Genomic DNA, 22,804 nt, shown 5'->3' with positions numbered 1-22,804 from the left:
ACAGGTGGGCGGCACGCGAGGTGAGCGGAACTCCTCCGATAGGCGCCGGCCGCCACGACGGCGGGGAATACGCCGGTTGCACACCATGCGCGGGCATGGAGGGATATATCCCCAGGTGTTCTCACCCGGGGCCGGGAACCACGGCGGCGGACCGCCGCGGTTCTTCCGCGCGGACACCGCGGAGCGCTCGGCATCGCACCGGCGAATATCGCCCGGATATCACCGGCCCCTGGCGGCCGCCGGCAATCCGCGGCGCGCAGGAAGCCGGTTCGCGCCCCGTACCGCGCCGCCGACCCACCAGCCGCGGCCGCCCCACCCCCCGCAACCGGCTCGCGCGCGAGCCGCGGGCGCGGAGTGCGGACTGTGGTCGCGGAGTGCGGCACGGAGCCGTCTGCGCTAGATTCGAACGGTCGCACGATTTATCCGTCGAACGAGGGACGCCGTGATGCTCGCGATCCGCCTGACCGCCCCTGGTGGCATCGAGTCCCTGCTCCTCCAGTCGGTCGAGGACGCGGCGCCAGGCCCGGACGAGGTGGCGATCGAGGCGATCGCGACGTCCATCAACCCCGCCGACGTCAAGATCCGGACGGGAGCCGTCATGCCGGCGCGGGGGGACTTTCCCTTCACCCTGGGTTACGACCTGGTCGGAACGGTCGTCGGGACGGGCGGGGAGGTGGCCGACCTGCCGGTGGGCACCCGGGTGCTCGCCATGTCGGCCCTGGCGCTCACCGGCCGGGGCACCTGGGCGGAACGGGTGTGCCTGCCGCGCGCCGGCGTCGCCCGCCTCCCCGCCGAGCTGGACCCCGTCCCGCTGGCGCGGCTCCCCCTCGTCGGCCTCACGGCCTACCAGGCGGTCCGTCGGGTGGACCCGGCACCGGGTGCGGAGGTCCTCGTCGCCGGGGCCGGCGGCTCGGTCGGTCGCCTCGTCGTCCAGCTGCTGCTCCGGCGGGGCGTGCGGGTCCACGGTCTGGTCCGGCGCCCGGAGCAGGTGGATCGCCTGCCCGTCCACGACCTGATCATCCCGCACGTGGGCCAGGCCCCGCCGCGCCCGGTCGACGTGGTCATCGACGCAGCCGGCGGCGACTTCTCCTCGGCGCTCGCCGACGGCGGCCGCTACCTCGGCCTGGTGCCCGACCGCCTGCCGACGCGGGAGGTGCTCGCGCGCCGGTCCCTGTCGCGCGCCGTTCTGATCACCCAGGAGTCCGGTGCGCAGCTCGCGGAGCTGGTCGAGCTCGTCCGCGCCGGCGCCCTCACGCTCGAGACGCCCCGCGTCCTGCCCATGACAGACGTTCACGCCGCGCACAAGGAGTTCGAGCACGATGGTCAACGCAACGTCGTCCTCATCCCCGACCACCGGTGAACCGGTGCTCGACGGGCACCGGTTCGCACACCTCGACCTGGAGATCGGGGACGCCATCGCCACCGTGTGGCTCGCCCGCCCGCCGGTGAACTCGGTGTCCCAGGCCATGTACCGCGAGCTGGAGGCGCTGTTTTCGCAGCCCGAGCGCTACCTGCCCGGCGCGAAGGCGATCGTGCTCGCCGGCCGCGGCCGCCACTTCTGCGCGGGCAACGACCTGCACGAGTTCGCGACGCTGTCCCCGGAGAACTCCGACGAGCGGATGGCCGAGGTCCGCGCCGCCTTCTTCGCCATCCAGGACTGCCCGATCGCCGTCGTCGGCGCGGTGCGAGGGGCGGCCGTGGGCACCGGCCTCGCGATCGCCGCCTCGTGCGACTTCGTGGTCGCCGCCGAGGACGCCCGGTTCGGCACCCCGGAGATCGGGGTCGGCATCATGGGCGGCGCCCGCCACCTCGCACGCCTGGTGCCCGAGCCGATCGTGCGCTGGATGTACCTGACCGGCGAGCCCGTCGACGTCCACCGGCTGGTGGCGTTGGGCTCCGTCGTCGCGACGACCTCGCCGGACGACGTGGTCGCCCTGGCCCGGGCGCACGCGGCCCGTATCGTCCGGCACAGCACGGCGGCGATCCGGATGGCGAAACGGAGCCTCAACGCCATCGAGGTGATGGACCTGCAGCCCGGCTACACCTTCGAGCAGGGCCTCACCCGGGAGCTGTCGGGTCATCCCGACTCGCTGGAGGCGCGCCGGGCGACCCTGGAGCGCCGCCCGGCCAACTACTCGGCGTGACAGCCCTGTGCGGGCTGCCGGAACGCGTACGGGCGGGCGGCGATCCACAGGCCGGCCGCCTCGGCCGTCAGCGTCTCGCCGTGGCGCATCTCGCCGCGTACGAAACCCTTGCGGCCCTCGACCCGTTCGATCCAGACCCGGCAGGACAGCGCGACCTCCAGCGGTGCCGGGCTGCGGTAGTCGACCCGCAGGAACGCGGTGCGGGCGACGCCGCCCGTCACCGCGGCGTTGGCGACCCTGCCGAGGGCGTCGTCGAAGAACAGGCTGAGCGCACCGCCGTGCACGGCGGCGGTGCCGCCGAAACGCGGGCTGAACCGCACCTGCCCGGACAGCCGCCCGCCGTCGCTCTCGGCCACGGCGTACGCCGGGACGAGCCCCCGCTCCGCCGGCTGGAACCTCGGGTTTCCCGGCGCGTGCGCGGGTGCCGTCACGTCCTCCGGCAGGGTGGGCAGCACCCGCAGGGCGACCTCCACCCCCGCCAGGGCCGCCTCGCAGCGGCGCATCGTGTCGGCATCAGGCGCGAGGACCGCCAGCTGGTCGAGGATGCGCGCGGCCCGGTCGACGACACGCCGGTAGGCCGCGCGGTCACGCGCCCTCGGAACGGCACCAGCCGGGTCACGCATGTCGCTCTCCCTCGCAGGGTCGTGTCGTGTGCGATCCACGTCGCTCTGTTGACGAACGTGGAGCGGCGACCTACGTTATCTAGCGGTCGCTCGATAGAATCTAACCCCAGGGAGGCGTCGGATGAGTCGGACCCAGGGTCGTCTGTTCGACGAGTTCACCCTTCGCGGCGTCACTTTACGTAATCGCATCGTAGTCTCGCCGATGTGCCAGTACTCCGCCACCGACGGGCTCGCGAACGACCACCACCTGGTCCACCTGGGACGCTTCGCCATGGGGGGGTTCGGTCTGGTCATGGCCGAGGCAACCGCGGTCGCGGACGAGGGCCGCCTCACCTACGGTGATCTCGGACTGTGGCGCGACGACCAGATCGGGCCGCTGCGCCGGATCGCGGACTGCGTCCACGACGCGGGTGCGTGCTTCGGGATCCAGCTCGCCCACGCCGGACCCAAGGCGGCCACCCTCCCGCCGTGGGCGTCCGAGGCGGATCGACCCGCCGCGGGCCGCTGGGACATCCGGTCGGTGACCGACGCGCCGTACCTCGACGGGTGGCAGCGGCCCGTCTCGCTGCGGTCGGAGGAGCTGCCCGCGCAGCTCCACCTCTGGGGCGCCGCCGCCGAGCGCGCGCACCGGGCCGGGGCGGACGCCATCGAACTGCACATGGCACACGGGTACCTGCTGCACTCCTTCCTCTCACCGCTGAGCAACACCCGGGACGACGCCTACGGCGGCTCCCTCGAGGGCCGGATGCGCTTCCCCCTCCAGGTCGTCGAGGCCGTCCGGGCGGCCTGGCCGGACACCAGGCCACTGCTGGTCCGCGTCGCGGCCGTCGACAACGGCGCGGACGGCATCGGCATCGGCATCGAGCAGACCGTCGAGTTCGCCCGGCGCCTGCGCCAGCTCGGCGTGGACGCGGTCGACTGTTCCTCCGGTGGCTACGGCGGCGCCTACACCCACGTCATGGGTCCCGGCTACCAGGTCGCCTGGGCCAGCGAGGTCCGGGCCCGGGCCGGTGTGCCGACCGTCGCGGTGGGCCTGGTCACCGAACCGGCGCAGGCGGACGCCATCGTGCGGGACGGCCACGCGGACCTGGTCGCGCTCGGCCGGCAGGCGCTGGCCGAGCCCAGCTGGCCGATCCGCGCGCGCGAGGAGCTCGGCCAGTACGACGCCGCCGACCGGTTCGACCTCCTGCCCCTGCAGAGCCGGTCCTGGCTGGCCAAACGGCAGCGGCAGCTCGACCGCCTCGCCCGGGACGCGCGGCCCGGCGGCACGCGGTGATGGCCGACCCGCGGCGGACAGCCGACCGCGTCGAGGAACTCTGGGTGCGCACCCGGTGCGTGGAGCTCGGTGCCCGGTACTGTCACGGCGTCGACCAGGCCGACCAGGCGACGTTCCTGTCTGTCTGGCATGCCGACGGCGAGTACGTCATCGGTCGGCGAGCGGGGCGCTTCCGCGGCCACGCCGAGCTCGCGTCCGCCCTGGACTTCGTGCGCGCGGCGTACGTGTCCACACATCACTGGACCACCAACCAGGTGGTGACCCGGACGGGCACCGGATCAGCGACCGGGGTGAGTGACTCCTTCGCGGTCTGCGTCGACCATGACGACCGGCCGACCCTGGTGGCGGCCACCTACGACGACGAGTACCGACTGGTGGGCGAGGAGTGGAAGATCTGGCGGCGAATCGTGCGGAGATGGCTGGTCTCGGACGGCATCGAGGTGGCTCTTCGGCACCCGGCATCGGTGCAGGCGCGCCCCTGACGCCGTGTGCGCGGACACCGCCGCCCGCGGACGCCGCTCCCGACCGGCGCCGCTCCCGGCGGGCCCGTTCCCCGCGGACAGCGGTGCCGTGCCCGTCGACGGCCGGGCCGGTGACGCGGTGGGCGTCGAGTCGGTCCGGCCGGTCCCGACAACTGTCCTATCCTCGGGTCGTTGGTGTGAAAGGGGCTGGAGGGGCCCGTCGCGGGCCTGTCGGCCATGATCGGACCGGGCACCGCCGTCGGGACGTCATCGTCGCGCCGCCACGGCCGGCGAGAAAGGTGAGGGCGTGAGAGTCGCGGGGTCCAACCGGGACGAGACCTGGAAGCGCGTGCGCGCGGCCGGGGTGGATCTGCTCTACCGGCATGGCTTCGAAGCCATGAACACCCGGCAGCTCGCGGAGGCGGCCGGACTCAAGCCGGGATCGCTGTACTACTACTTCGCCAGCAAGGAGGAGTTCCTGCACCGGCTCCTGGTCGACCTGCTGGACGAGATCATCGTCGACCTCGAGCAGAACCTCGACGGTCTCCAGGAACCGGTCGACCGCCTCGACGCCTACGTCCGCACGCTGGTGCGGTGGCATGTCGTCCGGCGTGAGGAGACCTTCATCGCGAGCATCGAGGTCCGGTCGCTCACGCATGATCGGCAGGAGGCGTACATGCGCCTGCGCGACAGGTTCGACGTGATCCTCGCCGACATCCTCCGCGACGGTGCCGCGGACGGGGTGTTCGACCTCACCCACCCCCGGATCACACGCAACGCCATCCTGTCCTCGCTGACCGCGATCTCCAGCTGGTACGACCCGGCCGGCCCGTTCGGGCTCGACGTGCTGACCGCCGACTTCCTCGAGCTGGCGCGCCGGATGGTCGGCCTGCGAAGCGCCGGCTGACGATCCCCGTCCGGGGACACGGCCCATGCCCGGTGGCGGCAGCCGCGGGCATCGCCGCCCGAGGAGCCCGCAAACCTGCCAGGAAACTGCCACGATGTGCCGCCGGCGACGGCGATCATCGCGCGCCCCGGGCAGGCACCTGCAGCAGGACCAGGCGTCAGGGGGCGGGCGACGGGGCGGGGCCGTCGGCGTCGGTCGCCCTCGCCTCGGTCTCGGCGCGGCGCAGCCGGATCACCGCGGTGGCGTCCAGCTTGCCGTCGCCGCGGTCCTGCGCTGCCTGGTAGTCGCCCTCCGCCATAGCCGTCAGCGGCAGCGGGATTCCGCGCCGCGCCGCCTCGGCCAGGCAGATCCGCAGGTCCTTGCGCATCCAGTCGACGGCGAAGCCGAAGTCGAACTCGTCGCGGACCATCGTGTGCCCGCGGTTGGCCAGGTACCAGGAGCTGGCTGCTCCCCCGGTGACGGCCGCGAGCACGAGGTCGGTGTCAAGCCCGGCGGCGGCGGCGAAGTTGATCGCCTCCGCGGCGCCCTCGATCGCACTGGCGACGAGGATCTGGTTCACCATCTTGGTCAGCTGGCCGCTGCCCACCGGCCCGATCCTGGTGATCGTCGACCCGTAGCACTCGAGTACCGGCCGGACGGTCTCCAGTACCGACGGCTCGGACCCGCACATGATGCTGAGCCGCCCCGCCTCGGCGCCCGCCTGCCCGCCCGACACCGGCGCGTCGACGAACCCGACGCCGACGGCCGCCGCCCGCGCCGCGATCTCGGTCGCCACCTCGGCCGAGGTGGTGGTGTGATCCACGATCACCGCGCCCGGGTTCAGGGCAGCAAGCACCCCGTCCGCGCCGACGGTGACCTCGCGGACGTCGTCGTCCGCGCCCACGCACAGACACACGACCCGTGCGCCCGCCGCGGCCTGCGCCGGCGAGTCGGCGGCCCGCCCCGCGTACTCCTCGACCCACCGTGACGCCGTTCTCGCCGTGCGGTTGTGAACGACGGTCGAGAAGCCCGCCCGCGCTATGTGGCCCGCCATGGGGAAACCCATGTTCCCGAGACCGACAAAGGCAACCCGCATAGCTGGACGCTCCCGTTACACCGAGGTTTCACCAACAGAGCCGGCCGTCGCGGACATGGTCCACGGGCGACCATCGGCCGAAGCATTGGCCGAGGCACCAGTATAGGATGCGGGCCGCTTCAGGGGCGGCCGTGGCGGCCAGCTTGCCGCGCCGGTCCGACGAGGTCGGAACCCGTCGGGCGTACCGGTGCTGTCACTGCGCGGAATATCGGAGAATGATCCCGCGTCACTGCACCGTCTCGCCGACGAGATCGACACCGCCTGCCGTTCCTTGGGATTCTTCGGCATCGTCGACCACGAAATACCGGCCGAGATGATCGAACGTGCGCTGACGGTATCTGCGCGGTTCTTCGCCCTGCCGGCCTTGGTGAAGGACCGCAGCCGAGAGCCCGGGAGCACCGCGTGCCGCGACGCGACTCCGTGCCGCTCGGCGGCGAGGCGCAGGCGGCCGCGGTGGGCGCCGCCGCCGCGGCGGGCCGCTCGGAGAGCTACTGCCTCGCGCCCAGCCCACCACACAATGCGGGCGACGACCCACGGCGATCGACGAAACCAGGCCGCGGGTGCCAGGCGCCACGGTTGAATGGGTTCGGGCCATTCCGTGGCGTCTCCGCCCGCGGCCGTTCCGGCCGGCGCGCTTCGCGGGCGGCCCGGGGAGTCCGGGTGCGGATCGCCAGTTACAACGTGGAGAACCTGTTCAACCGGGCTCGGGTGCTGGAGCAGCCGACGTGGGCGGCGGGGCGGCCGGCGCTGGAGGCGTTCGAGCAGATCTGCGCGCTGCTGGAGGAGCCGGAGTGCACCGCCGAGATCAGAGCCGGCATTCTGCGGCTGCTACGTCGACTCGGCCTGTTCACCAGTGACAGCGCTCGCTTCGCCCGGCTGCGGCAGAACCGCGGGAGATTACTCCGACGCAAGCGTGACGGCACGGTCGAGATCGTCGCCGGCGGGCGCGGTGACTGGATCGGCTGGGTGGAGCTGACCACAGACCGGGTCGACGAGCAGGCCATGCTCAACACCGCCCGGGTCATGCACGACGTCGCCGCGGACGTGCTCGGCGTGATCGAGGCGGAGAACCGGATCGCGCTCAAGCGGTTCACCGACGCAAGCCTGCTCGTCGCGGGCCGACCGCGCTATCCGCAGGTCATGGTGGTCGAGGGCAACGACGAACGCGGCATCGACGTCGGCATCCTGGCCGCCGCCGGGTACCGGCTGACCGGGCAGCGCAGCCACGTCGACGACACCGACGCGCACGGTCGGATCTTCAGCCGGGACTGCCCCGAATATCATCTCCGGACGCCGGCGGGACGGCCGCTGGTCGTGCTGGTCAACCACCTCAAGAGCAAGGGCTACGGCGGCAAGGTCGCCTCCGACGCGCTGCGCCGCCGGCAGGCACAGCGGATCGCCGAGATCTACCGCGGCCTGGTCGACGACGGCCTGCGCGACGTCGTCGTGCTCGGCGACCTCAACGACACCCCGGACAGCGATCCGCTGGCACCACTGCTGCGCGACACCGACCTGCACGACATCAGCGAGCATCCCGCCTTCGACGACGGAGGCCGGCCGGGCACCTACGGCTACTGCACCGCCCGCGGCAAGCTCGACTACGTGCTGCTGTCCCCCGCGCTGTACGCGGCGGCGACCGGCGGTGGCATCTTCCGCAGGGGCGTCTGGGGTGGCAAGCGGGGCACGCTCTGGCCGATCTACGACACGATGACCAAGGAGGTGCACGCCGGTTCCGACCACGCCGCCATCTACGCCGACCTCGACCTGTCGCGCTGACCGCTCCTCCCCGCCCCGATCTCCTCGGTCTCCCGGTTCCGGCCGCTGCTCGCCTGCCTACCTGTGCTCGCCTGCCTACCTGGACGGTCCGGACTCTGGGTCAACGAGGCCGCTGCGCGCCTCTCGCAGCGTGGCCGGGGAGGTGGGGCGCGTAGGCGGCGAGCGCGTGCCGGCCGACCGGCCGGTGCTGGAGCCACTGCCGCAGCAGGGTGGTGAAGGCCGACGCCACGGCCCAGTCTGAGTTCGGGATGTCGAGGAGCCGGATCGCGCAGCAGCCTCGCGGCGAGCGCCTGCACCATGTGTTCGAACTCGGCGGGCCCGAGTCGGGTGAGGTCATAGTCAGCCACGTCACCAGTCTGGCCTGTAATTATGACGTACGACACAGCAAGCATACGAACCGTAGCCGGCTACTACGGTTACCTGTGGTGAACATGTGCCCCAAATGACCACCTCGACCGTCACCGCGAGGCCGTCCGACGTTCCGTTGTGCGCTGGCCCGACGCGGACGCGATCCTCATCCTGGCTACGTCGTGCAGGTAGCCGAACGCCTGCCGGTAGGACTCCAGCGCCGACGTGTGCGCGTAGGGAATGTCGTGGGACCGGCAGAACTCCGCCACCAGCGGCCGCGCCCCGCGCAGGGCCCGCCGCGGCATGCTCGGGAACAGATGATGTTCGATCTGGTGGTTCAGCCCGCCGTACAGATAGTCGACGAGCCAGCCTCCGTCGATATCGCGGGCGGTCACCACCTGCCGCCAGACGAAGTCCGCCCGCGGAGCACCCCGCACAATCGGCAGTCCGGTGTGGTTCGGCACGGCGACCAGCGCGAAACAGGTGCCGAACACCCCCTGCTGCACCAGGACGAACACGAAGGCGCGCGGCGGATCGAGCACGGTGGCGACAAGCCCGGCGTACACAGCCAGGTGCAGGGTGAGCCCGAGAATCTCGAGCGCGCGGTGGCGACTCCCCCGCCGCGCCAGGAACAGCGCGCTCTTGAGGTGCAGGGCGGTGGCCTGCATGGGTATGGCGAGGCAGATGACCGGTACCTGGAACCGGACGGCGAGCCGGGCAAGCCGTCCGCGCCCGGCCGCCGGCCGCGGACAGAACGCGACCACCTTGTTCTCGATGTCCGGGTCGAGGCCCTCGTGATTGGGGTTGAGGTGATGGCGCCGATGTTTGTCCACCCACCAGCCGAAACTCAGCCCGATCGCGACGTTCGTCGCCAGCAGGCCCAGCATGTCGTTGCCTCGCCGCGACCGGAACACCTGACGATGGCCGGCGTCATGCCCGAGGAAGCCGATGCGCGTGAAGGCCACTCCCAGCACGACCGCGACTCCCAGCTGCCACCACGACCGTCCGACAAGAACGAAGGCGACCCAGCCGAGGACGAGCAACGCCCAGTCCGCCGCGAGACACCACCCGTAGTAGGCCGGATTCCGGTCCATGAGCCCGGCGGCGCGCACCAGCGCCAGCAGTTCCGCGTTACGTCCCCGGTCGTCCGCCGTCGTGAGACTCTGCGCCGACCGGACCTCCACCAGGCTTGCCATGGATACGCTCCTCGAGCAATACCGACCCGGCCCACGGGAAACCGTTCCACCAGGCCTGCCGATCAGGGCTGGACGTGGCATTTCCGCGCGGTAGAATCATCATGAACACCGACCCGGATGACGCCGCCACCCTGGCCGCTACCGAGCCGTGCCCGGCCCGACGTTTCCTGCCCGTCAGTGTGGCAGCAATGCCCAGCCGGTGGAGCGCGCGATCGTCGGATTCGTCATGAATTCGACGAACTCGTCAGCCAGAATTTGGCCGTCAGACGCCGTTTCGCCGCGCATTGTCGCACGACGGGTACGGTTCACGGAGACGGCGCGGGCGGGGGGTCGCGGCGCAGGAGGTAGACGTCCATGATCCAGCCTTTGCGGCGACGGGCGTCGGCGCGGGTGCGGGCGATGGAGCCGCCGACGTCGCCGACGCGGCCGGACAGCAGCAGCTCGTCGTCGGTGCCGAGGTAGGCGCCCCAGTAGATGTGCAGGTCGGGGTCGTCGAGGTCGCGCAACGCGGTGCCGGCGTCGAGCATGACGACGGCGTCGTCGACGCCGGGCGGGAAGCCGTCCTCGGCGAGACGGCGACCGGTGGTGATCGTGACCGGACCGCCGACGCGGTTGAGGACCAGGCGGTGGCGGGCGGCGAGCGCCTGCACGCTGGTGATCCCGGGGATGACCTCACAGTCGAACGCGACCGCGCCGCGCGCCTCGACCCGCTCGAGGATCCGCAGTGTGCTGTCGTACAGCGACGGATCCCCCCAGACGAGGAACGCGCCGACGCAGTCCTCCGGCACCTCGTCCGTGATCATCCGCTCGTACAGCTCGGCGCGGCGGGCATGCCAGTCATCGACCGCCACGCCATAGCCGGCGGTGTTACCGGGGTCGCGGTCGCGGCGCGGGTCGGCGGCCTCGACGATCCGGTAGCTGTCGGGGACGAGATGCTGGTCGAGGATCTGGCGGCGCAGGGCGACCAGATCGGCTGCGGACGGGCCCTTGTCGAGGACGAAGAACACGTCCGCGCGGCCCAGGGCCCGCACCGCCTGCAGGGTGAGCTGGTCGGGATCGCCGGCGCCGATCCCGATCACCAGGATCGTCCGCACCGGCTCGCCTAGCCCGCGGCCCGACCGGCCGCCGCAGCGGCTCCGACGCCCCCCGCCGCCTCCGACGGCTCGGCGGACGCCGCCGGCTCGGCGGGGGACTCGGTGGACACCCGTGCCTCGACCACCGCCGGCTCGACGGCCTCCGCCTTGACAACCCGCGCCGCCGCGATCTCCGCCGCACCGAACTCCGCCTCGGTGCCCGCCGCCTGGTCGACCACTCCCGCGTCGACCACCGCGTCGATGACGGCGGTCTCGACGGCGTGGGCCACGAAGGCGGGGGACAGCGCGGGCGGCGAGCCGGCAGGGATGATCTTGCCAGGGTTGAGGTTGCGGCCGGGGTCGACGCCGTCGAACAGGGCGGTCAGCAGGCTCACGCCCGCCGGCGAGATGTCGTCGGCGAGCCAGGAGGCGTGCTCGACGCCGACGGCGTGATGGTGCGACAGGGTGCCGGCGAGGTCGATGAAACCCTGCTGGATCGCGGACTTCACCGTGTCGTAGCCGACGATCGCGTCGAGGGTGATCGGGGTGGCGTAGGCGAAGGTGAAGTACAGGCAGGCACCCGAGTGGTACGAGTGCGAGAGGTGGCACATGATCCACCCCTTGACGCCGATCTCCTCGAAGGCCTTGTTGGCCCGGGCGACCACACCGCGGTAGAGCGGGGCGAGCGTCGACCAGCTCGTCGCCGTCTCCGACACGTCCGCCACCGCGCCCTGGCCAAGCAGGAAGTCGCGGATGTAGGGGGTGTCGAACTTCTTCTGGTCGTAGAGCTGGCCGGGGCCGGTGCCGACGCACAGCCCGCCGTGGCGCCCGACGATCTCCCCGACGAGCTTGCGCTGGGCGCGCACATGCCCGGCGCTGCCCTCGAAGCCGATGAACGACAGGCACATCTGCTCGAGGTCCCACTTGCGCACGCGGCGCAGGTACTGCTTCATCCCCGAGGAGACGAGCCCGGAGGCGAGCGAGCCCTTCTTGCGGGTGGCGAAGGAGAACCGGGTCTCGTTGGCGTCGGAGACGCGGGTGACGGTCACCTGCGCCTCGCTCTCGGCGATCTCCCGCATCGCGACGAGCGCGTCGTCCCAGGTCGGGAAGAAGTAGCCGAGGATGACCCGCTCCTCGGGCACCCGGTGGACCTGCACGGTCGCCTCGGTGATGATGCCGAGCCGGCCCTCGCTGCCCAGCACCATCTCGCGCACGCTCGGCCCGGTGGACTGGCTGGGCACCGGCCGGGTGACGAGCACCCCGGCGGGGGTGACGACCCGCACCGCCCGGGTGATCTCGGCGATGTCGCCGTACTTGTCCGACTGCATCCCCGAGGAGCGGGTGGCGATCCAGCCGCCGAGGGTCGAATGGCTGAAGCTGTCCGGGAAGTGGCCGAGCGTCCAGCCCTGGGCGCCGAGCTGCTCCTCCAGGTGCGGGCCGAGCGCCCCGGCCTGCACGCGGGCCAGGCGCGCGTCGGTGTCGACGTCGAGCACCCGGTCGAGGCGGCCGAGGTCGACGGAGATCACCGGCCGGATCTCGTCGCGCGGCGCCTCCAGGCTGCCGGAGATGTTCGTCCCGCCGCCGAACGGGATCACGACCGCGTCGGCGTCCAGGGCGGCCGTGAGCACGGCGCGCACCGCGTCCTCGTCGCCGGGGTAGACGACCACGTCGGGCAGCCGGCCGAGGTCCTGGTTGCGGATGCGGACAAGGTCCCGCAGGCTCTTTCCGTACGCGTGGATCACCCGGTCGAGGGTGTCGGTGTGCACGTGCTCGGCACCGACGGCCTCGACCAGCGCGGCGCGCAGCGGCTCTGGGAGCGTCGGCTCGGCCACGTCGAGGTCCGCGAACGCCGGCGCCTGGGCCGGCGGGCGGGTGATGTCGAGCCCGATGTGGGTGCGGATGAACGGCGCGAGTTCCGGCTTGTCGCCGTGGCTGAACGAGACGCTCTCCCGCCCCCAGCCCCACCACTTCATGTGCTCGACCAACGAAGGCTCCTTGACGACGGCGAAACAGCTCGGACGATGGCGAAACAGCTCGGACGGCGGGTGACGGGCGGCGGTGGCGGGCGGTCAGGTTCCGGCGAGGCGGGCGACGACGGGCGCGAGGTCGGTGAGCGCGTCGAGGGCGACCCCGAGGGTGGACAGGCCGAAGCGCTCCCGGCGTTCCACCAGATCGTCGCAGATCTGGTCGACCGAGCCGACCAGGGCGTGCGGGGTGACCAGGGCCTGCTCGGTGGTCAGCCCGAACCCGGCGGCGAGCTGCTCGGCGATCTGGTGCCGGTCCTCGGTGACGATCGCGAGGTGGATGCGGACCTGCAGGCTCAGCTCGTCCCAGCGGGCGCCGGCGGCCTCGCGGATCCAGCCGATCTTCTCCTCGGTGGCGGCGGCCGTCGCGTTCGGCCCGAGGGAGGCGTCGATCACCCCGCCGGCCATGTTCATGTTCAGCCCGATGATGTCCGCCTCGCGCGCGGCCAGGGTCAGCAAGCGCCGCCCGCCACCGCCGATGACGATCGGCGGGTGCGGCCGCTGCGTCGGCTTCGGCGTGCCGTTGAGGCCGTCGACCTGGTAGTAACGCCCGTCGTAGTACAGCGGCTCCGGCGCGAACATGCCCTTGATGACGGCGAGGGACTCGGCGAGGCGGGCGATGCGCACCCCGGGCGGGTCCAGCGGCAGGCCGGCGCGCTGGTAGTCCGACGTCATCCAGCCGGCGCCGAGGCCGAGCTCGAAGCGGCCACCGGACAGCGCGTCGAGCGTCGCGGCCTCCTTCGCGAGCACCACCGGATGCCGGTAGTCGTTGCTGAACACCATCGCGCCGATGCGCAGCGTCGTCGTCGCGTCGGCGGCGGCCATGAGCGCGGCGATCGGGGCGACCTGCTCGTCGAGATGGTCGGAGACGGTGAGTGTTGCGTAGCCGAGGTCCTCGACCTGCCGGGCGAGCGCGGCCCACGAGGCGGGATCGACCCGCTCCGGGGACGAGCACTGGATGTTGAACCGGAACGGCCGCTTGTACGGCCCGCCGGAGATCTCGGTCACGGTCACCCCTCACTCACCGTCGTCCTCGCCGCACGCGAGCGCCCCCGTCCCGCCTCGCCGGCCCTGCCCCCACCCGCCGTTACCCGCTCCCGGCACGACCACGACCACGACGGCGCGCCAGCGAACGAAGGATGTCACGATAGCCCGCCCGGCCGTGCCCCTTCACGCCTCTCCCCGCGCCCGGCCACCGCCGTCGCCCGCCGCGTCCCCGGCGCACCGCGCCCCCGAAGCCGGGAGCAGGCCGTCCGCCGTCTCTCGCGTTGGGCTCGATGCCCGGTCAGTGCTCGGCGCGGCGCAGGGCCCGCAGCTCGTCGCCGGCCGCCTGGACCCGCGCCGCGTCCGGCGGTGGCTCACGCAGCGCCCGCGCGGCGGCCGTGCGGGCGTCACCGGTCAGCCGCTGCAGGTAGAGCATGCCGTCGAGATGGTCGACCTCGTGCTGGAAGCAGCGCGCGAGCAGCCCCTCGCCGGCGTACTCGACCGGCGCACCCGCCGCGTCCACCCCGCGGACCGTCGCGCACAGCGCCCGGGTGGTCGGGAAGTGCAGGCCGGGCACGGACAGGCAGCCCTCGGAACCATCCTGCCGCGCGCCGTCGTCGACGATCGTCAGCACCGGATTGACGACCGTGCGGGCCACCCGGGGCACGGCCAGGTCGCGCGGGTCGTAGTCACAGTCGAAGACGAACACCCGCAGGCCCACGCCGATCTGCGGCGCGGCGAGCCCCACCCCCGGGGCGTCGTACATCGTGTCGATCATGTCCGCGACGAGCCGGTCCAGCGCGGCGTCGAACCGGGTGACCGGCTCCGCCGGGGTGCGCAGCACCGGGTCGCCGACGGTGCGGATGGGAAGCACGGCCATGCCGGACACTCTGTCACAACCCGCCGCACCACCGTGTCCTCGCACCATCACTCCCGCGCGGCACTCCCCCGCGGCACTCCCCCGCGGCGACGCGCCTGACGGGCGCACACCGCGGCCGGTACGCGATGATCGGCAGGCGGAGCCGGGAGCGCGCCGCCACACGCGAACGTTTCGTCGGAGGTGGACGCCATGCCCGACCAGGGCCCGGGGAGCGCGCAGCGCACTGCCGCCGGCGGGCGCCGCGGCGAGGAGGACAACGCCCTCGTCGCCGCTGGGATCGCCCGGCTGCGCGCCCGCGGCGAGCGGGTCACCCCGGCTCGCCGCGCCGTGCTGCGCGTGCTCGCCGAAACCAGCGAGCACCTGTCGGCCGAGGAGGTGCTGGCCCGCGCGGACGAGATCGTGCCCGGCATGCACCGCACGACCGTCTACCGGGCGGTGGAGTCCCTCGGCGAGGTCGGCCTGATCACCCACGTGCACCCCGCGCACGGGCCGGCCGTCTACCACCTGGCCGCCGCTCTCACCGGCGGTGCTCACCTGCACACCCGCTGCCGCCGCTGCGGCGAGATCGCCGACGTCCCAGCCGACCTGCTCGACGACGTCGCCGCCCGGCTGGCCGCCACCGTCGGCTTCCGCCTGCAGCCGGACCACGCCGCGCTCACCGGCCTGTGCCGATCGTGCGCCGACGCGCGTGCCGCGGGCGACGGCGGGGCCGCCGCCCCGGCGTAGGCTCGACAGGCGTAGCCCCGCGAGCAGAATCGGCCCCTGCGCAGGCACGGCGCACCACCGGCTGGCCGGGCCGCCGAGCGGGCAGGGCACCACGAAGCAGGCAGATCACACAGGCCAGGCACACAGGCCAGGGACGCACGAGCAGGCACACGAGCAGGCAAGGAGGCCGCGGGGAATGCCGGCGCAGCACGGTCCGGTGGGCACGGGCGGTCCCGTGGTGATGGGCATCGAGACGTCCTGCGACGAGACAGGCGTCGGGCTGGTGCGCGACGGCGTGCTGCTCGGCGAGGCGCTGTCGACGAGCATGGACCAGCACGCCCGCTATGGCGGCGTCGTGCCCGAGATCGCCGCACGGGCACACGTGCAGTCGCTGGTCCCCTGCGTGCGCTCCGCGCTGGACGCGGCCGGCCTGCGCCCGGCGGACATCGGCGCCATCGCCGTCACCGCCGGGCCCGGCCTCGCCACCGCGCTGCACGTCGGCGTGTCGGCGGCGAAGGCCTACGCCACCGCGCTCGGCGTGCCGCTCTTCGGTGTCCATCACCTCGCCGGCCATCTCGCCGCCGACCTCGTCGACGGCGAGCCGCTGCCGAATCCGCTGATCGCGCTGATCGTCTCCGGCGGGCACACGTCGCTGCTGCGCGTCGGCGACCTCGCCCGCGACCCGATCGTCCACCTCGGCGACACTCTCGACGACGCCGCCGGCGAGTGCTTCGACAAGGTCGCCCGGGTCCTCGGCCTGCCCTATCCGGGTGGTCCCGCGGTCGACCGGGCGGCCGTCGGGCATGACCGGGCGGCGCTGGCGTTCCCCCGGCCGCTGACCGGGCGCACCGACGCTCCGTACACGTTTTCGTTCTCCGGGCTGAAGACGGCCGTGGCCCGCTGGGCCGAGTCGCATCCCGACTCCGACGTGCCGCCCGGTGACGTGATCGCCTCGTTCCAGGAGGCGGTCGTCGACGTGCTGACGGCCAAGGCGATCCGGGCCTGCCGCGACCACGGCATCGCCGACCTGCTCGTCGTCGGCGGGGTGGCGGCGAACAGCCGGCTGCGCGAGCTCGCGGCGTCGCGCTGCGCGGAGGCCGGTATCCGCCTGCGGGTGCCCGCGCGCCGGCGCTGCACCGACAACGGCGTCATGATCGCCGCGCTCGGCGATCTGCTGGTCCGCGCCGGCGCCGCGCCATCCCCCCCGGACCTGGCCGCGATGCCCGGCGCCTTCCTCGACCACGCCCAGCTCGGCCTGCCCACCCCCGCCGCCCACGCGGCCTGACCCGAGCGCGGCGCCGCACCCGCGCCGGACCAGCCCAGCCCACGGGTCGACGACGCCCCTGCGGGACCAGACCGGACCCGATCTCCCAGGGAGAACGACGATGCACCTCGGCCACGACCACGACCTGAACCCGCACGTCTCCGGCGGCGGTGGCGCGCCCGCCTGCGCGTCATCCCCCCTCGGCCGGGCACCGCGGATCGGGATCGGCGGCCCGGTCGGCAGCGGCAAGACCGCGCTGGTCGCCGCCCTGTGCCGGTCGCTGGCGGGGACGCTGCGCCTGGGTGTGGTGACCAACGACATCTACACCACCGAGGACGCCGACTTCCTGCGCCGGGCCGGCGTCCTCGACACCGCCCGCATCCGCGCGGTGGAGACCGGCTGCTGCCCGCACACGGCGATCCGCGACGACATCACCGCCAACCTCGACACCGTCGAGGACCTGGAGGCCGACACCGGCCCGCTCGACCTGGTCCTCGTCGAGTCCGGCGGCGACAACCTCACCGCGACGTTCAGCTACGGCCTCGTCGACCGGCAGATCTTCGTCGTCGATGTCGCCGGCGGCGACAAGGTCCCGCGCAAGGGCGGCCCCGGCGTCACCTCCAGCGACCTGCTGGTCATCAACAAGACGGACCTGGCCCCCCTCGTCGGCGCCGACCTCGACGTCATGGCCCGCGACGCCGCCGCCGCCCGCGGAACCCGCCCGGTGCTGTTCACGTCACTCGCGGCCGACCCGCGCGCCGCCGACGTGACAACCTGGGTGCTGACCCAGCTCGCCGACCTGGCACCGGGCGGCACCCGGCAGACCACCGTGCCGTCCGCCGCTGGGTGACGAGCGGGAGGGGACACGCCACGATGGCAGCCGCGCTGTTGCACCGCCGGTCGATCGACATCGAGGTGTACACCGACGACGACGATGACGTGTTCGTCGTCCGGACTCGGCTGCGCGACATCCGCCCCTGGCATCCCGACGCCGACCGCGTCGTCATGCACGACATCGAACTCGACCTGCACGTACGCCAGGACGACCTGCGCATCGTCGCCGTCGAGCCGCGGATGAACGCCTACCCGCACGCCGAGTGCCCGCTGATCAACCCGAACCTGCAGCGTCTCGTCGGCCTGTCGGTGCGCGGTGGATTCACCCGCGCCCTGCGCGAGCACATCGGCGGCGCCGAGGGCTGCGCCCACCTGCACGAGCTCGCCCGCACCGCCGGCCCCGCCATCATGCAGGCCACGATGGGTGCCCGCGCCGTGCGCCGGCTCGGCGTCACCCTCGACCCCGCCACCGCACCCCCGCCTCGGCCCGCAGCCGCAGCCGCAGCCGCAGCACCCATCATCCCTGGCGCTGCCACCCCGGGCGCCGCCGCTGCCACTCCCGCCGGCGGTGCCCCCACCGCCACTGGCGCGCCGACCGGCGAGGCGGTGGCCGTAGCGGGCGACAGCCGCCCGGGAGGTGTGCGGGGCACGCGGACCCCGCCGCCCCCGCGCGGCGCCGAGCAGGCGTCCGCGCCAGCGGCGGCCGAGGCCGGGAAACAACCGGTCGGCCCGCCGCCCGGCGCTGCCAGCTGCCACATCTGGGCGTCCGACGGCGTCGCCTCGCGCAAGCTCGCCGCCGGCTGGATCCCCGGCGTCGACGCCTACCCCGCGCCCGTCCTCGCCGCGTTCGAGCAGGCCCGCCAGCAGGACCCGGTCGGCTGACGGCGCGTCCCGGCCGGGACGCGCCGCCCCCGCCCCGGGCAGCCCCGCCGCGGCCTGCCGGGTCAGGCGCGGCGGTAGACCTCGATGCGGAACACGCCGGGATAGTCCTCGGTCTTGACGTCGGTGAGGGCGACCGCGACCCGCAGCGCGCCCGTGCCCGTCTTGGAGTTCACCAGGGTCTGGGCCGGGTCGAGGGCGCCGGTGGGGGTGTAGACCGGCGTGTGGACGAGGGCCGAGTGGTACGGCTCCTTGGACCACCAGACGAGCACGTCGTTGGCCTGCAGGCCGGCGGCCGTCGGCACCTCACCGATCTTGCGGTACTCGTCGGCGAGCACCTGCGGCACGCTCGAACCGAACAGCGTGTACCCGCCGACCGCCCCGAAGGCCAGATAGGACGTGCCGAAGCCGTAGCCGTGGCAGAAGAACCGCTGGTCGTTGACGGCGACCGTGGCGGCCGGCTGCCAGGCCACCACCCGGCTGCCCAGTGCCGTCCGCACGCTGACCGACCGGCCCGGTACCCCGTTCGCCGAGACGTTCGCGTTGGCCACCGTGTCGCCCGCGTTGGCATCAAATGGATGCATCGTCGCTCCCACCCGTGAAATCCACCGACTTTGCAAGGACGCAGAAGAAATCCCGGACCATCCCCGACACGAAACAGGCCCAGACGTTCGCCTACCGCCGAAATCGCTGTGACGCCAGACCGAACAAGGTCGGCGTACATTGTTCCGAGAAGGCCCTGGGGTGAATTACCCCGAATTCTCCGCGCAGAGGGAAGTCTGCACGATCACAGGACGGATCGTTACCCTTTTCGACCGGGTGCTCCGGACCGGTTGCCCACTGCCCGCTATGACCCGCTCCGCCCATTGCCGGGAGAGTTCCTGCGCAGGGACAGGCCGTCTCATCGAGGCGCCCGTGTTCGGCCCGGCGGCACCCGGGCCCGATCACCCCGCCCCACGGTCACGGTACTGTCAGCGTCGTCCCGCCGATGGCTCCGCCCGGGAGGCGCCCGATGCCGGCCGACCGCACACCTCCCTCCCCCGAGGCCGGCGCGCTGTTCGACCTCGCGCGCACCATCGCCGCGAAGGAGATCGAGCCCCGCGTCGTCGAGGACGAGGCCCAGGCGCGCTTTCCCCGCGAGGTCGTCACGACCCTCGGCGAGGCCGGCCTGCTCGCGCTGCCCTACCCCGAGCGTTATGGCGGCGGCGGCCAGTCCTACGAGGTCTACCTGCAGGTCCTGGAGGAGATCGGCTACCGTTCGGCGTCGCTCGCCGTCGGTGTCAGCGTGCACAGCCTGAGCGCCTACCCCCTCGCCGAACACGGCACCGAGCCACAGCGCGACGCCCTGCTCTCCTGGCTGCTCGGCGGCCGCACCCTCGGCGCCTACTGCCTGTCCGAGCCGCACGCCGGCTCCGATCCGGCCGCGATGACCACCGCCGCCCGCCCCGACCCGTCCGGTGCCGGCTGGCTGCTGTCAGGAACGAAGGCGTGGGTCACCCACGGCGGCATCGCCGACTTCTACACCGTCTTCGCCCGCACCCGCGCCGACGACCGCACCGGCGGCGTCTCGTGCTTCCTGGTCGACGCCGGCACCCCCGGCCTGCGGATCCAGCCCCCGGAACGCAAGATGGGCCTGACCGCCTCCCCCACCACCCAGATCGTCTTCGACGACGCGCCCGTCCCCGCCGAGCGCCTCATCGGCGGTGAGGGCGACGGTCTGCGCATCGCCCTGTCCGCCCTGGACGCCGGCCGTCTCGGCATCGCCGCCGCCGCCGTCGGCCTCGCCCAGCGCGCCCTCGACGACGCCGTCGCCTACGCGAAGCAGCGCCACACGTTCGGCAGGGCGATCATCGACCATCAGGGCCTCGGCTTCCTGCTCGCCGACATGGCCGCCGCCGTCGAGTCCGCCCGCGCCACCATGCTCGCCGCCGCCCGCCGCCGCGACGCCGGCCTGCCCGCCAGCCGCCAGTGCAGCATCGCCAAACTCGTCGCCACCGACGCCGCCATGAAGGTCACCGAAGACGCCGTCCAGGTCTTCGGCGGCGCCGGCTACACCAGGGACTACCCCGTGGAGCGCTACATGCGCGAAGCCAAGGTCATGCAGATCTTCGAGGGCACGAATCAGATCCAGCGGATGGTGATCGCCCGCCACCTCGCCCGCCCCTGACCAGCACAGTGTTTTCGCAGGTCACAGGCCCAGTTCGGGTGGTGGCGGCGGCTCGGCCGGCGCCGGGATGCTGTCCGGCTGAGTCTGGTTCGGTCCGACTGTTTCCGGCCCGCTGCGGATAGGGCGCGGATGAGAACGGGGCGCCTCGGCGACTCCGGGCGCCTGTGCAGAGGCTCCGGGAGCCTCCGCCGACTCGACCCAAGTGGCCAGGGCGGCGTCGATGCGCTGTTTGGCAATCGTGTCCTGTCCGACGATGCAGCGGGCGTAGACGAGGAGCAGGACGCGCACCGAGTGGCCTGCCCACGCGGCTGCCTGGGTGACGGGGACGCCGGCGTTCAGCCAGCCCGACACCGCGGCGTGCCGCAGGTCGTAGGGCCGCGGGCCAGCGGTGATGCCTGCTCGGCCGGCGACAGGGCCTCCTTGCGGGCCTCCCGCCACACCTGCAGGTAGCGGGTCGCCTTCACCGCGTTCCCGCGTCCAGACCGGAACAGCCGCCCGTCCGGGGTGACCCCGAAGGTGTCGATGTGCCGGCGCAGAACGGCGACAAGCCGCGGATTGAGCGGCACCGGCCGCACTTCGCCCTTCGCCCGATGTTTGAGCTCGCGGGCCTGGCGCGGCCCGTGCGGACTATCGGACCAGCGTGGTGAGATCTCCGGGTTGTTCGCCTCCAGCAGCACCTCACCCCACCCCGAGACGGGCAGGGTCAGCTGGTCGAGGCGCAACTCCTGCAGTTCACCGGGGCGGACCGCGGCGTGGTATATCGTCGCGAAGAACGCCTCCAGCTCCGGGGCCCGCCGCGCGACCGCCGCGAACAGACGGCCGGCCTGTTCGGCGTTGACGACCGCCCTGCGGTCGACCTCGACCACCGTGCGCGGCACCTGCCAATCCGCACCCACCAGCGGATTGACCTCCAGATCGCCACGCGACACCGCGTACTTGACCGCCATCTCGAAAACCTGCCGCCGTCGAATGACCGTGTTCGCCGCCGCCGGCCTGCCATCAAGACGTCGGGTCAACGCACCCAGCACCAGGCGCACCACATCCGGATCAGCCAGATCGGTGACCGGCCGGCTGTGCGCCTCCATCCACGCCACCACCCCCGCCCAGCCCTGCGGCGGCGCCACCTCCCGACGAACACCACCACGCCCCACCGTGGTCCGCGCACCCGTGTTGAACGACCAGCCCGGCAGCGCCTCGCGCACCAGCTCCTCCACCTCCACCGGAACCGGACCGTCGAACAGCACCACCGTCACCGCGGTCAGCACATTCGCGATCGACCGCCTGCTCCCCGGGGCCTGCCCCTGCTCCCACTTCGCATCCACAAACGCCCGCGCCACCTGCAACCAGGTTCTTGCCACCGCAGGCGGCTCCGCCGCCCGCCGCGCGAGCACCTCCCGCACCGGAAGACCCGAGGAAACCTCAAACGCCTCCCCTTTCTTCACCGCGGTCAGGATCTCCGCGCGACGCGCCTCCGCCGCCCCCTTCGTTGTGAACGAACGCGAGTTCTCCGATGGCCGGCCGGCTACCCACCACCGGGCCTGCCACGTCGTCCGCCGCTTCCCCTTCACCTCCCGCACAGCCCAGACCCGCACATCAAACGTGGACCGCGGCTCGTCCCCGCCGCCGACGTTCCCGCCAGACCGAGAGGAGCCGTGCCCGCTCACCGGGACGGATCCCGGGTCAGGCCATCAAGCCACGCATTCAGATCATCACGGGCAACGCGGATCTGCCCGTTCGGCAACTTGATGACCTTCGGACCCGTGCCCTTACGCTGCCAGTCCTGCCACGTCGACCGCGGCAACGGCCCCTCCGGCCCACCCAACTCCACCAGCACCTGATCAAGAGTCAGCAACACCCGCTGACCAGCCCCACCAGGCTGTCTACTCCCACGGCCACGCGCCGCCGACCGGCCAGCCGACTCCGAACCAGCGCCCCCGCCACCCGCAGGCCGCGCGACCACCGCCCGCGGAAACGCCGCCGCCCGGCCGTGATCGGGAATACCCGAACCACTCGGGACACCCTTCGAGACTCGACCCGCCGACACATCACATGAAGTGCATGCGGACCCATGCGAGGAAGGTCGCGCCCCTGGTCCCCAGCATCACCCCATCACCCTGAGGACGGACCACGACACCAGGCGCCGTCCATCACGAGTCAAGTCCAATCTCTCGCGCTGTCGATCGCATTA

The 22,804-nt window shown here is 72.7% G+C and carries 22 protein-coding genes; 12 read left to right on the top strand and 10 right to left on the bottom strand.

The window, feature by feature from the left end:
• Positions 1-445: 445 nt before the first annotated feature.
• Both C1A33_RS32615 and C1A33_RS32610 read left to right on the top strand, forming a co-directional pair.
• A complete protein-coding gene (locus tag C1A33_RS32615) occupies positions 446-1,360 on the top strand; it encodes an NADP-dependent oxidoreductase (protein WP_133150911.1) in 915 nt (304 codons plus the stop codon).
• Entirely contained in the window at positions 1,320-2,144 is an 825-nt protein-coding gene (locus C1A33_RS32610) for an enoyl-CoA hydratase-related protein (RefSeq protein WP_101836314.1), read from the top strand. Before C1A33_RS32615 ends, C1A33_RS32610 begins: the two co-directional genes overlap by 41 nt.
• Here C1A33_RS32610 and C1A33_RS32605 read toward each other — a convergent pair.
• Positions 2,132-2,767, bottom strand: coding sequence for a PaaI family thioesterase (locus C1A33_RS32605; protein WP_101836313.1), 636 nt, complete (start codon positions 2,765-2,767; stop codon positions 2,132-2,134). The two genes, C1A33_RS32610 and C1A33_RS32605, sit on opposite strands and share 13 nt — an antisense overlap.
• A 121-nt stretch (positions 2,768-2,888) precedes the next feature.
• Between C1A33_RS32605 and C1A33_RS32600 the strand changes: the two genes are divergently transcribed.
• The 3 genes from C1A33_RS32600 to C1A33_RS32590 all read left to right on the top strand — a co-directional run bounded on the left by C1A33_RS32600 (position 2,889) and on the right by C1A33_RS32590 (position 5,411).
• The gene (locus C1A33_RS32600) at positions 2,889-4,043 is read left to right on the top strand and encodes an NADH:flavin oxidoreductase/NADH oxidase (protein WP_101836312.1); all 1,155 of its coding nucleotides are present in this window, start codon (positions 2,889-2,891) and stop codon (positions 4,041-4,043) included.
• A gap of 44 nt (positions 4,044-4,087) precedes the next feature.
• Positions 4,088-4,525 (top strand): nuclear transport factor 2 family protein, encoded by a 438-nt coding sequence (locus tag C1A33_RS32595; RefSeq protein ID WP_165818692.1) that lies wholly within the window; start codon positions 4,088-4,090, stop codon positions 4,523-4,525.
• Positions 4,526-4,811: 286 nt separating this feature from the next.
• The gene (locus C1A33_RS32590; protein ID WP_101836310.1) at positions 4,812-5,411 is read left to right on the top strand and encodes a TetR/AcrR family transcriptional regulator; all 600 of its coding nucleotides are present in this window, start codon (positions 4,812-4,814) and stop codon (positions 5,409-5,411) included.
• A 157-nt stretch (positions 5,412-5,568) separates the two neighbouring features.
• Here C1A33_RS32590 and C1A33_RS32585 read toward each other — a convergent pair whose 3' ends face one another.
• Positions 5,569-6,486, bottom strand: a complete 918-nt coding sequence (locus C1A33_RS32585; protein ID WP_101836309.1) for an NAD(P)-dependent oxidoreductase — start codon at positions 6,484-6,486, stop codon at positions 5,569-5,571.
• Positions 6,487-6,673: 187 nt separating this feature from the next.
• On the opposite strand from C1A33_RS32585, the gene C1A33_RS38265 reads away from it, so the two are divergent.
• Together C1A33_RS38265 and C1A33_RS32575 are read left to right on the top strand one after the other, a co-directional pair.
• On the top strand, positions 6,674-7,066 hold the full coding sequence (locus C1A33_RS38265) for a 2-oxoglutarate and iron-dependent oxygenase domain-containing protein (protein ID WP_101836308.1): 393 nt from the start codon (positions 6,674-6,676) through the stop codon (positions 7,064-7,066).
• A gap of 80 nt (positions 7,067-7,146) precedes the next feature.
• A complete protein-coding gene (locus C1A33_RS32575) occupies positions 7,147-8,262 on the top strand; it encodes an endonuclease/exonuclease/phosphatase family protein (protein ID WP_101836307.1) in 1,116 nt (371 codons plus the stop codon).
• A 458-nt stretch (positions 8,263-8,720) separates the two neighbouring features.
• Here C1A33_RS32575 and C1A33_RS32570 read toward each other — a convergent pair whose 3' ends face one another.
• The 5 genes from C1A33_RS32570 to def form a co-directional block, all read right to left on the bottom strand.
• Entirely contained in the window at positions 8,721-9,806 is a 1,086-nt protein-coding gene (locus C1A33_RS32570) for a fatty acid desaturase family protein (RefSeq protein ID WP_165818691.1), read from the bottom strand.
• A gap of 305 nt (positions 9,807-10,111) precedes the next feature.
• The gene (gene cobF / locus C1A33_RS32565; RefSeq protein ID WP_207770600.1) at positions 10,112-10,900 is read right to left on the bottom strand and encodes a precorrin-6A synthase (deacetylating); all 789 of its coding nucleotides are present in this window, start codon (positions 10,898-10,900) and stop codon (positions 10,112-10,114) included.
• An 8-nt stretch (positions 10,901-10,908) separates the two neighbouring features.
• Positions 10,909-12,864: an FAD-binding oxidoreductase gene (locus C1A33_RS32560; RefSeq protein ID WP_243408157.1), complete on the bottom strand. Its 1,956-nt coding sequence runs from the start codon at positions 12,862-12,864 to the stop codon at positions 10,909-10,911.
• Between the two features lie 84 nt (positions 12,865-12,948).
• The gene (locus tag C1A33_RS32555; RefSeq protein WP_101836329.1) at positions 12,949-13,911 is read right to left on the bottom strand and encodes an LLM class F420-dependent oxidoreductase; all 963 of its coding nucleotides are present in this window, start codon (positions 13,909-13,911) and stop codon (positions 12,949-12,951) included.
• 277 nt (positions 13,912-14,188) lie between these two features.
• Positions 14,189-14,767, bottom strand: coding sequence for a peptide deformylase (gene def, locus C1A33_RS32550; protein WP_101836328.1), 579 nt, complete (start codon positions 14,765-14,767; stop codon positions 14,189-14,191).
• A 189-nt stretch (positions 14,768-14,956) separates the two neighbouring features.
• Between def and C1A33_RS32545 the strand changes: the two genes are divergently transcribed.
• The 4 genes from C1A33_RS32545 (at position 14,957) to C1A33_RS32530 (ending at position 18,452) form a co-directional block, all read left to right on the top strand.
• On the top strand, positions 14,957-15,493 hold the full coding sequence (locus tag C1A33_RS32545) for a Fur family transcriptional regulator (protein ID WP_101836327.1): 537 nt from the start codon (positions 14,957-14,959) through the stop codon (positions 15,491-15,493).
• A 175-nt stretch (positions 15,494-15,668) separates the two neighbouring features.
• On the top strand, positions 15,669-16,757 hold the full coding sequence (tsaD, locus tag C1A33_RS32540) for a tRNA (adenosine(37)-N6)-threonylcarbamoyltransferase complex transferase subunit TsaD (RefSeq protein ID WP_101836305.1): 1,089 nt from the start codon (positions 15,669-15,671) through the stop codon (positions 16,755-16,757).
• 100 nt (positions 16,758-16,857) lie between these two features.
• Positions 16,858-17,586 carry an urease accessory protein UreG gene (gene ureG, locus C1A33_RS32535; protein ID WP_101836304.1) on the top strand — a complete coding sequence of 243 codons (729 nt, stop codon included), beginning with the start codon at positions 16,858-16,860 and terminating at the stop codon, positions 17,584-17,586.
• Between the two features lie 23 nt (positions 17,587-17,609).
• A complete protein-coding gene (locus C1A33_RS32530) occupies positions 17,610-18,452 on the top strand; it encodes a DUF2889 domain-containing protein (RefSeq protein ID WP_165818690.1) in 843 nt (280 codons plus the stop codon).
• Between the two features lie 62 nt (positions 18,453-18,514).
• Here the strand turns inward: C1A33_RS32530 and C1A33_RS32525 are convergent, their stop codons facing one another.
• Positions 18,515-19,033 carry a hypothetical protein gene (locus tag C1A33_RS32525; RefSeq protein WP_133150910.1) on the bottom strand — a complete coding sequence of 173 codons (519 nt, stop codon included), beginning with the start codon at positions 19,031-19,033 and terminating at the stop codon, positions 18,515-18,517.
• Between the two features lie 428 nt (positions 19,034-19,461).
• On the opposite strand from C1A33_RS32525, the gene C1A33_RS32520 reads away from it, so the two are divergent.
• Complete coding sequence (locus tag C1A33_RS32520) at positions 19,462-20,616, top strand: acyl-CoA dehydrogenase family protein (RefSeq protein WP_101836302.1); 1,155 nt, start codon at positions 19,462-19,464, stop codon at positions 20,614-20,616.
• A gap of 335 nt (positions 20,617-20,951) precedes the next feature.
• Here the strand turns inward: C1A33_RS32520 and C1A33_RS37255 are convergent, their stop codons facing one another.
• Together C1A33_RS37255 and C1A33_RS32510 are read right to left on the bottom strand one after the other, a co-directional pair.
• Complete coding sequence (locus C1A33_RS37255) at positions 20,952-22,016, bottom strand: tyrosine-type recombinase/integrase (protein WP_243408156.1); 1,065 nt, start codon at positions 22,014-22,016, stop codon at positions 20,952-20,954.
• A 260-nt stretch (positions 22,017-22,276) separates the two neighbouring features.
• Positions 22,277-22,471 carry a helix-turn-helix transcriptional regulator gene (locus tag C1A33_RS32510; protein WP_243408155.1) on the bottom strand — a complete coding sequence of 65 codons (195 nt, stop codon included), beginning with the start codon at positions 22,469-22,471 and terminating at the stop codon, positions 22,277-22,279.
• Positions 22,472-22,804 lie beyond the last annotated feature (333 nt).

The sequence above is a fragment of the Frankia canadensis genome (assembly GCF_900197875.1).
Lineage (GTDB): Bacteria > Actinomycetota > Actinomycetes > Frankiales > Frankiaceae > Frankia > Frankia canadensis.
The sequence above is the reverse complement of the archived record's forward strand: the minus strand, read 5'-3'. Positions and strand labels throughout refer to the sequence as shown.

What these genes read in the sequence shown, in the direction of transcription:
- C1A33_RS32615 (WP_133150911.1), top strand. Translation starts at nt 446, where the DNA reads ATGCTCGCGATCCGCCTGACCGCCCCTGGTGGCATCGAGTCCCTGCTC.
- C1A33_RS32610 (WP_101836314.1), top strand. Translation starts at nt 1,320, where the DNA reads ATGGTCAACGCAACGTCGTCCTCATCCCCGACCACCGGTGAACCGGTG.
- C1A33_RS32605 (WP_101836313.1), bottom strand. Translation starts at nt 2,767, where the DNA reads ATGCGTGACCCGGCTGGTGCCGTTCCGAGGGCGCGTGACCGCGCGGCC.
- C1A33_RS32600 (WP_101836312.1), top strand. Translation starts at nt 2,889, where the DNA reads ATGAGTCGGACCCAGGGTCGTCTGTTCGACGAGTTCACCCTTCGCGGC.
- C1A33_RS32585 (WP_101836309.1), bottom strand. Translation starts at nt 6,486, where the DNA reads ATGCGGGTTGCCTTTGTCGGTCTCGGGAACATGGGTTTCCCCATGGCG.
- C1A33_RS32570 (WP_165818691.1), bottom strand. Translation starts at nt 9,806, where the DNA reads ATGGCAAGCCTGGTGGAGGTCCGGTCGGCGCAGAGTCTCACGACGGCG.
- def (WP_101836328.1), bottom strand. Translation starts at nt 14,767, where the DNA reads ATGGCCGTGCTTCCCATCCGCACCGTCGGCGACCCGGTGCTGCGCACC.
- C1A33_RS32545 (WP_101836327.1), top strand. Translation starts at nt 14,957, where the DNA reads ATGCCCGACCAGGGCCCGGGGAGCGCGCAGCGCACTGCCGCCGGCGGG.
- tsaD (WP_101836305.1), top strand. Translation starts at nt 15,669, where the DNA reads ATGCCGGCGCAGCACGGTCCGGTGGGCACGGGCGGTCCCGTGGTGATG.
- ureG (WP_101836304.1), top strand. Translation starts at nt 16,858, where the DNA reads ATGCACCTCGGCCACGACCACGACCTGAACCCGCACGTCTCCGGCGGC.
- C1A33_RS32530 (WP_165818690.1), top strand. Translation starts at nt 17,610, where the DNA reads ATGGCAGCCGCGCTGTTGCACCGCCGGTCGATCGACATCGAGGTGTAC.
- C1A33_RS32525 (WP_133150910.1), bottom strand. Translation starts at nt 19,033, where the DNA reads ATGCATCCATTTGATGCCAACGCGGGCGACACGGTGGCCAACGCGAAC.
- C1A33_RS32520 (WP_101836302.1), top strand. Translation starts at nt 19,462, where the DNA reads ATGCCGGCCGACCGCACACCTCCCTCCCCCGAGGCCGGCGCGCTGTTC.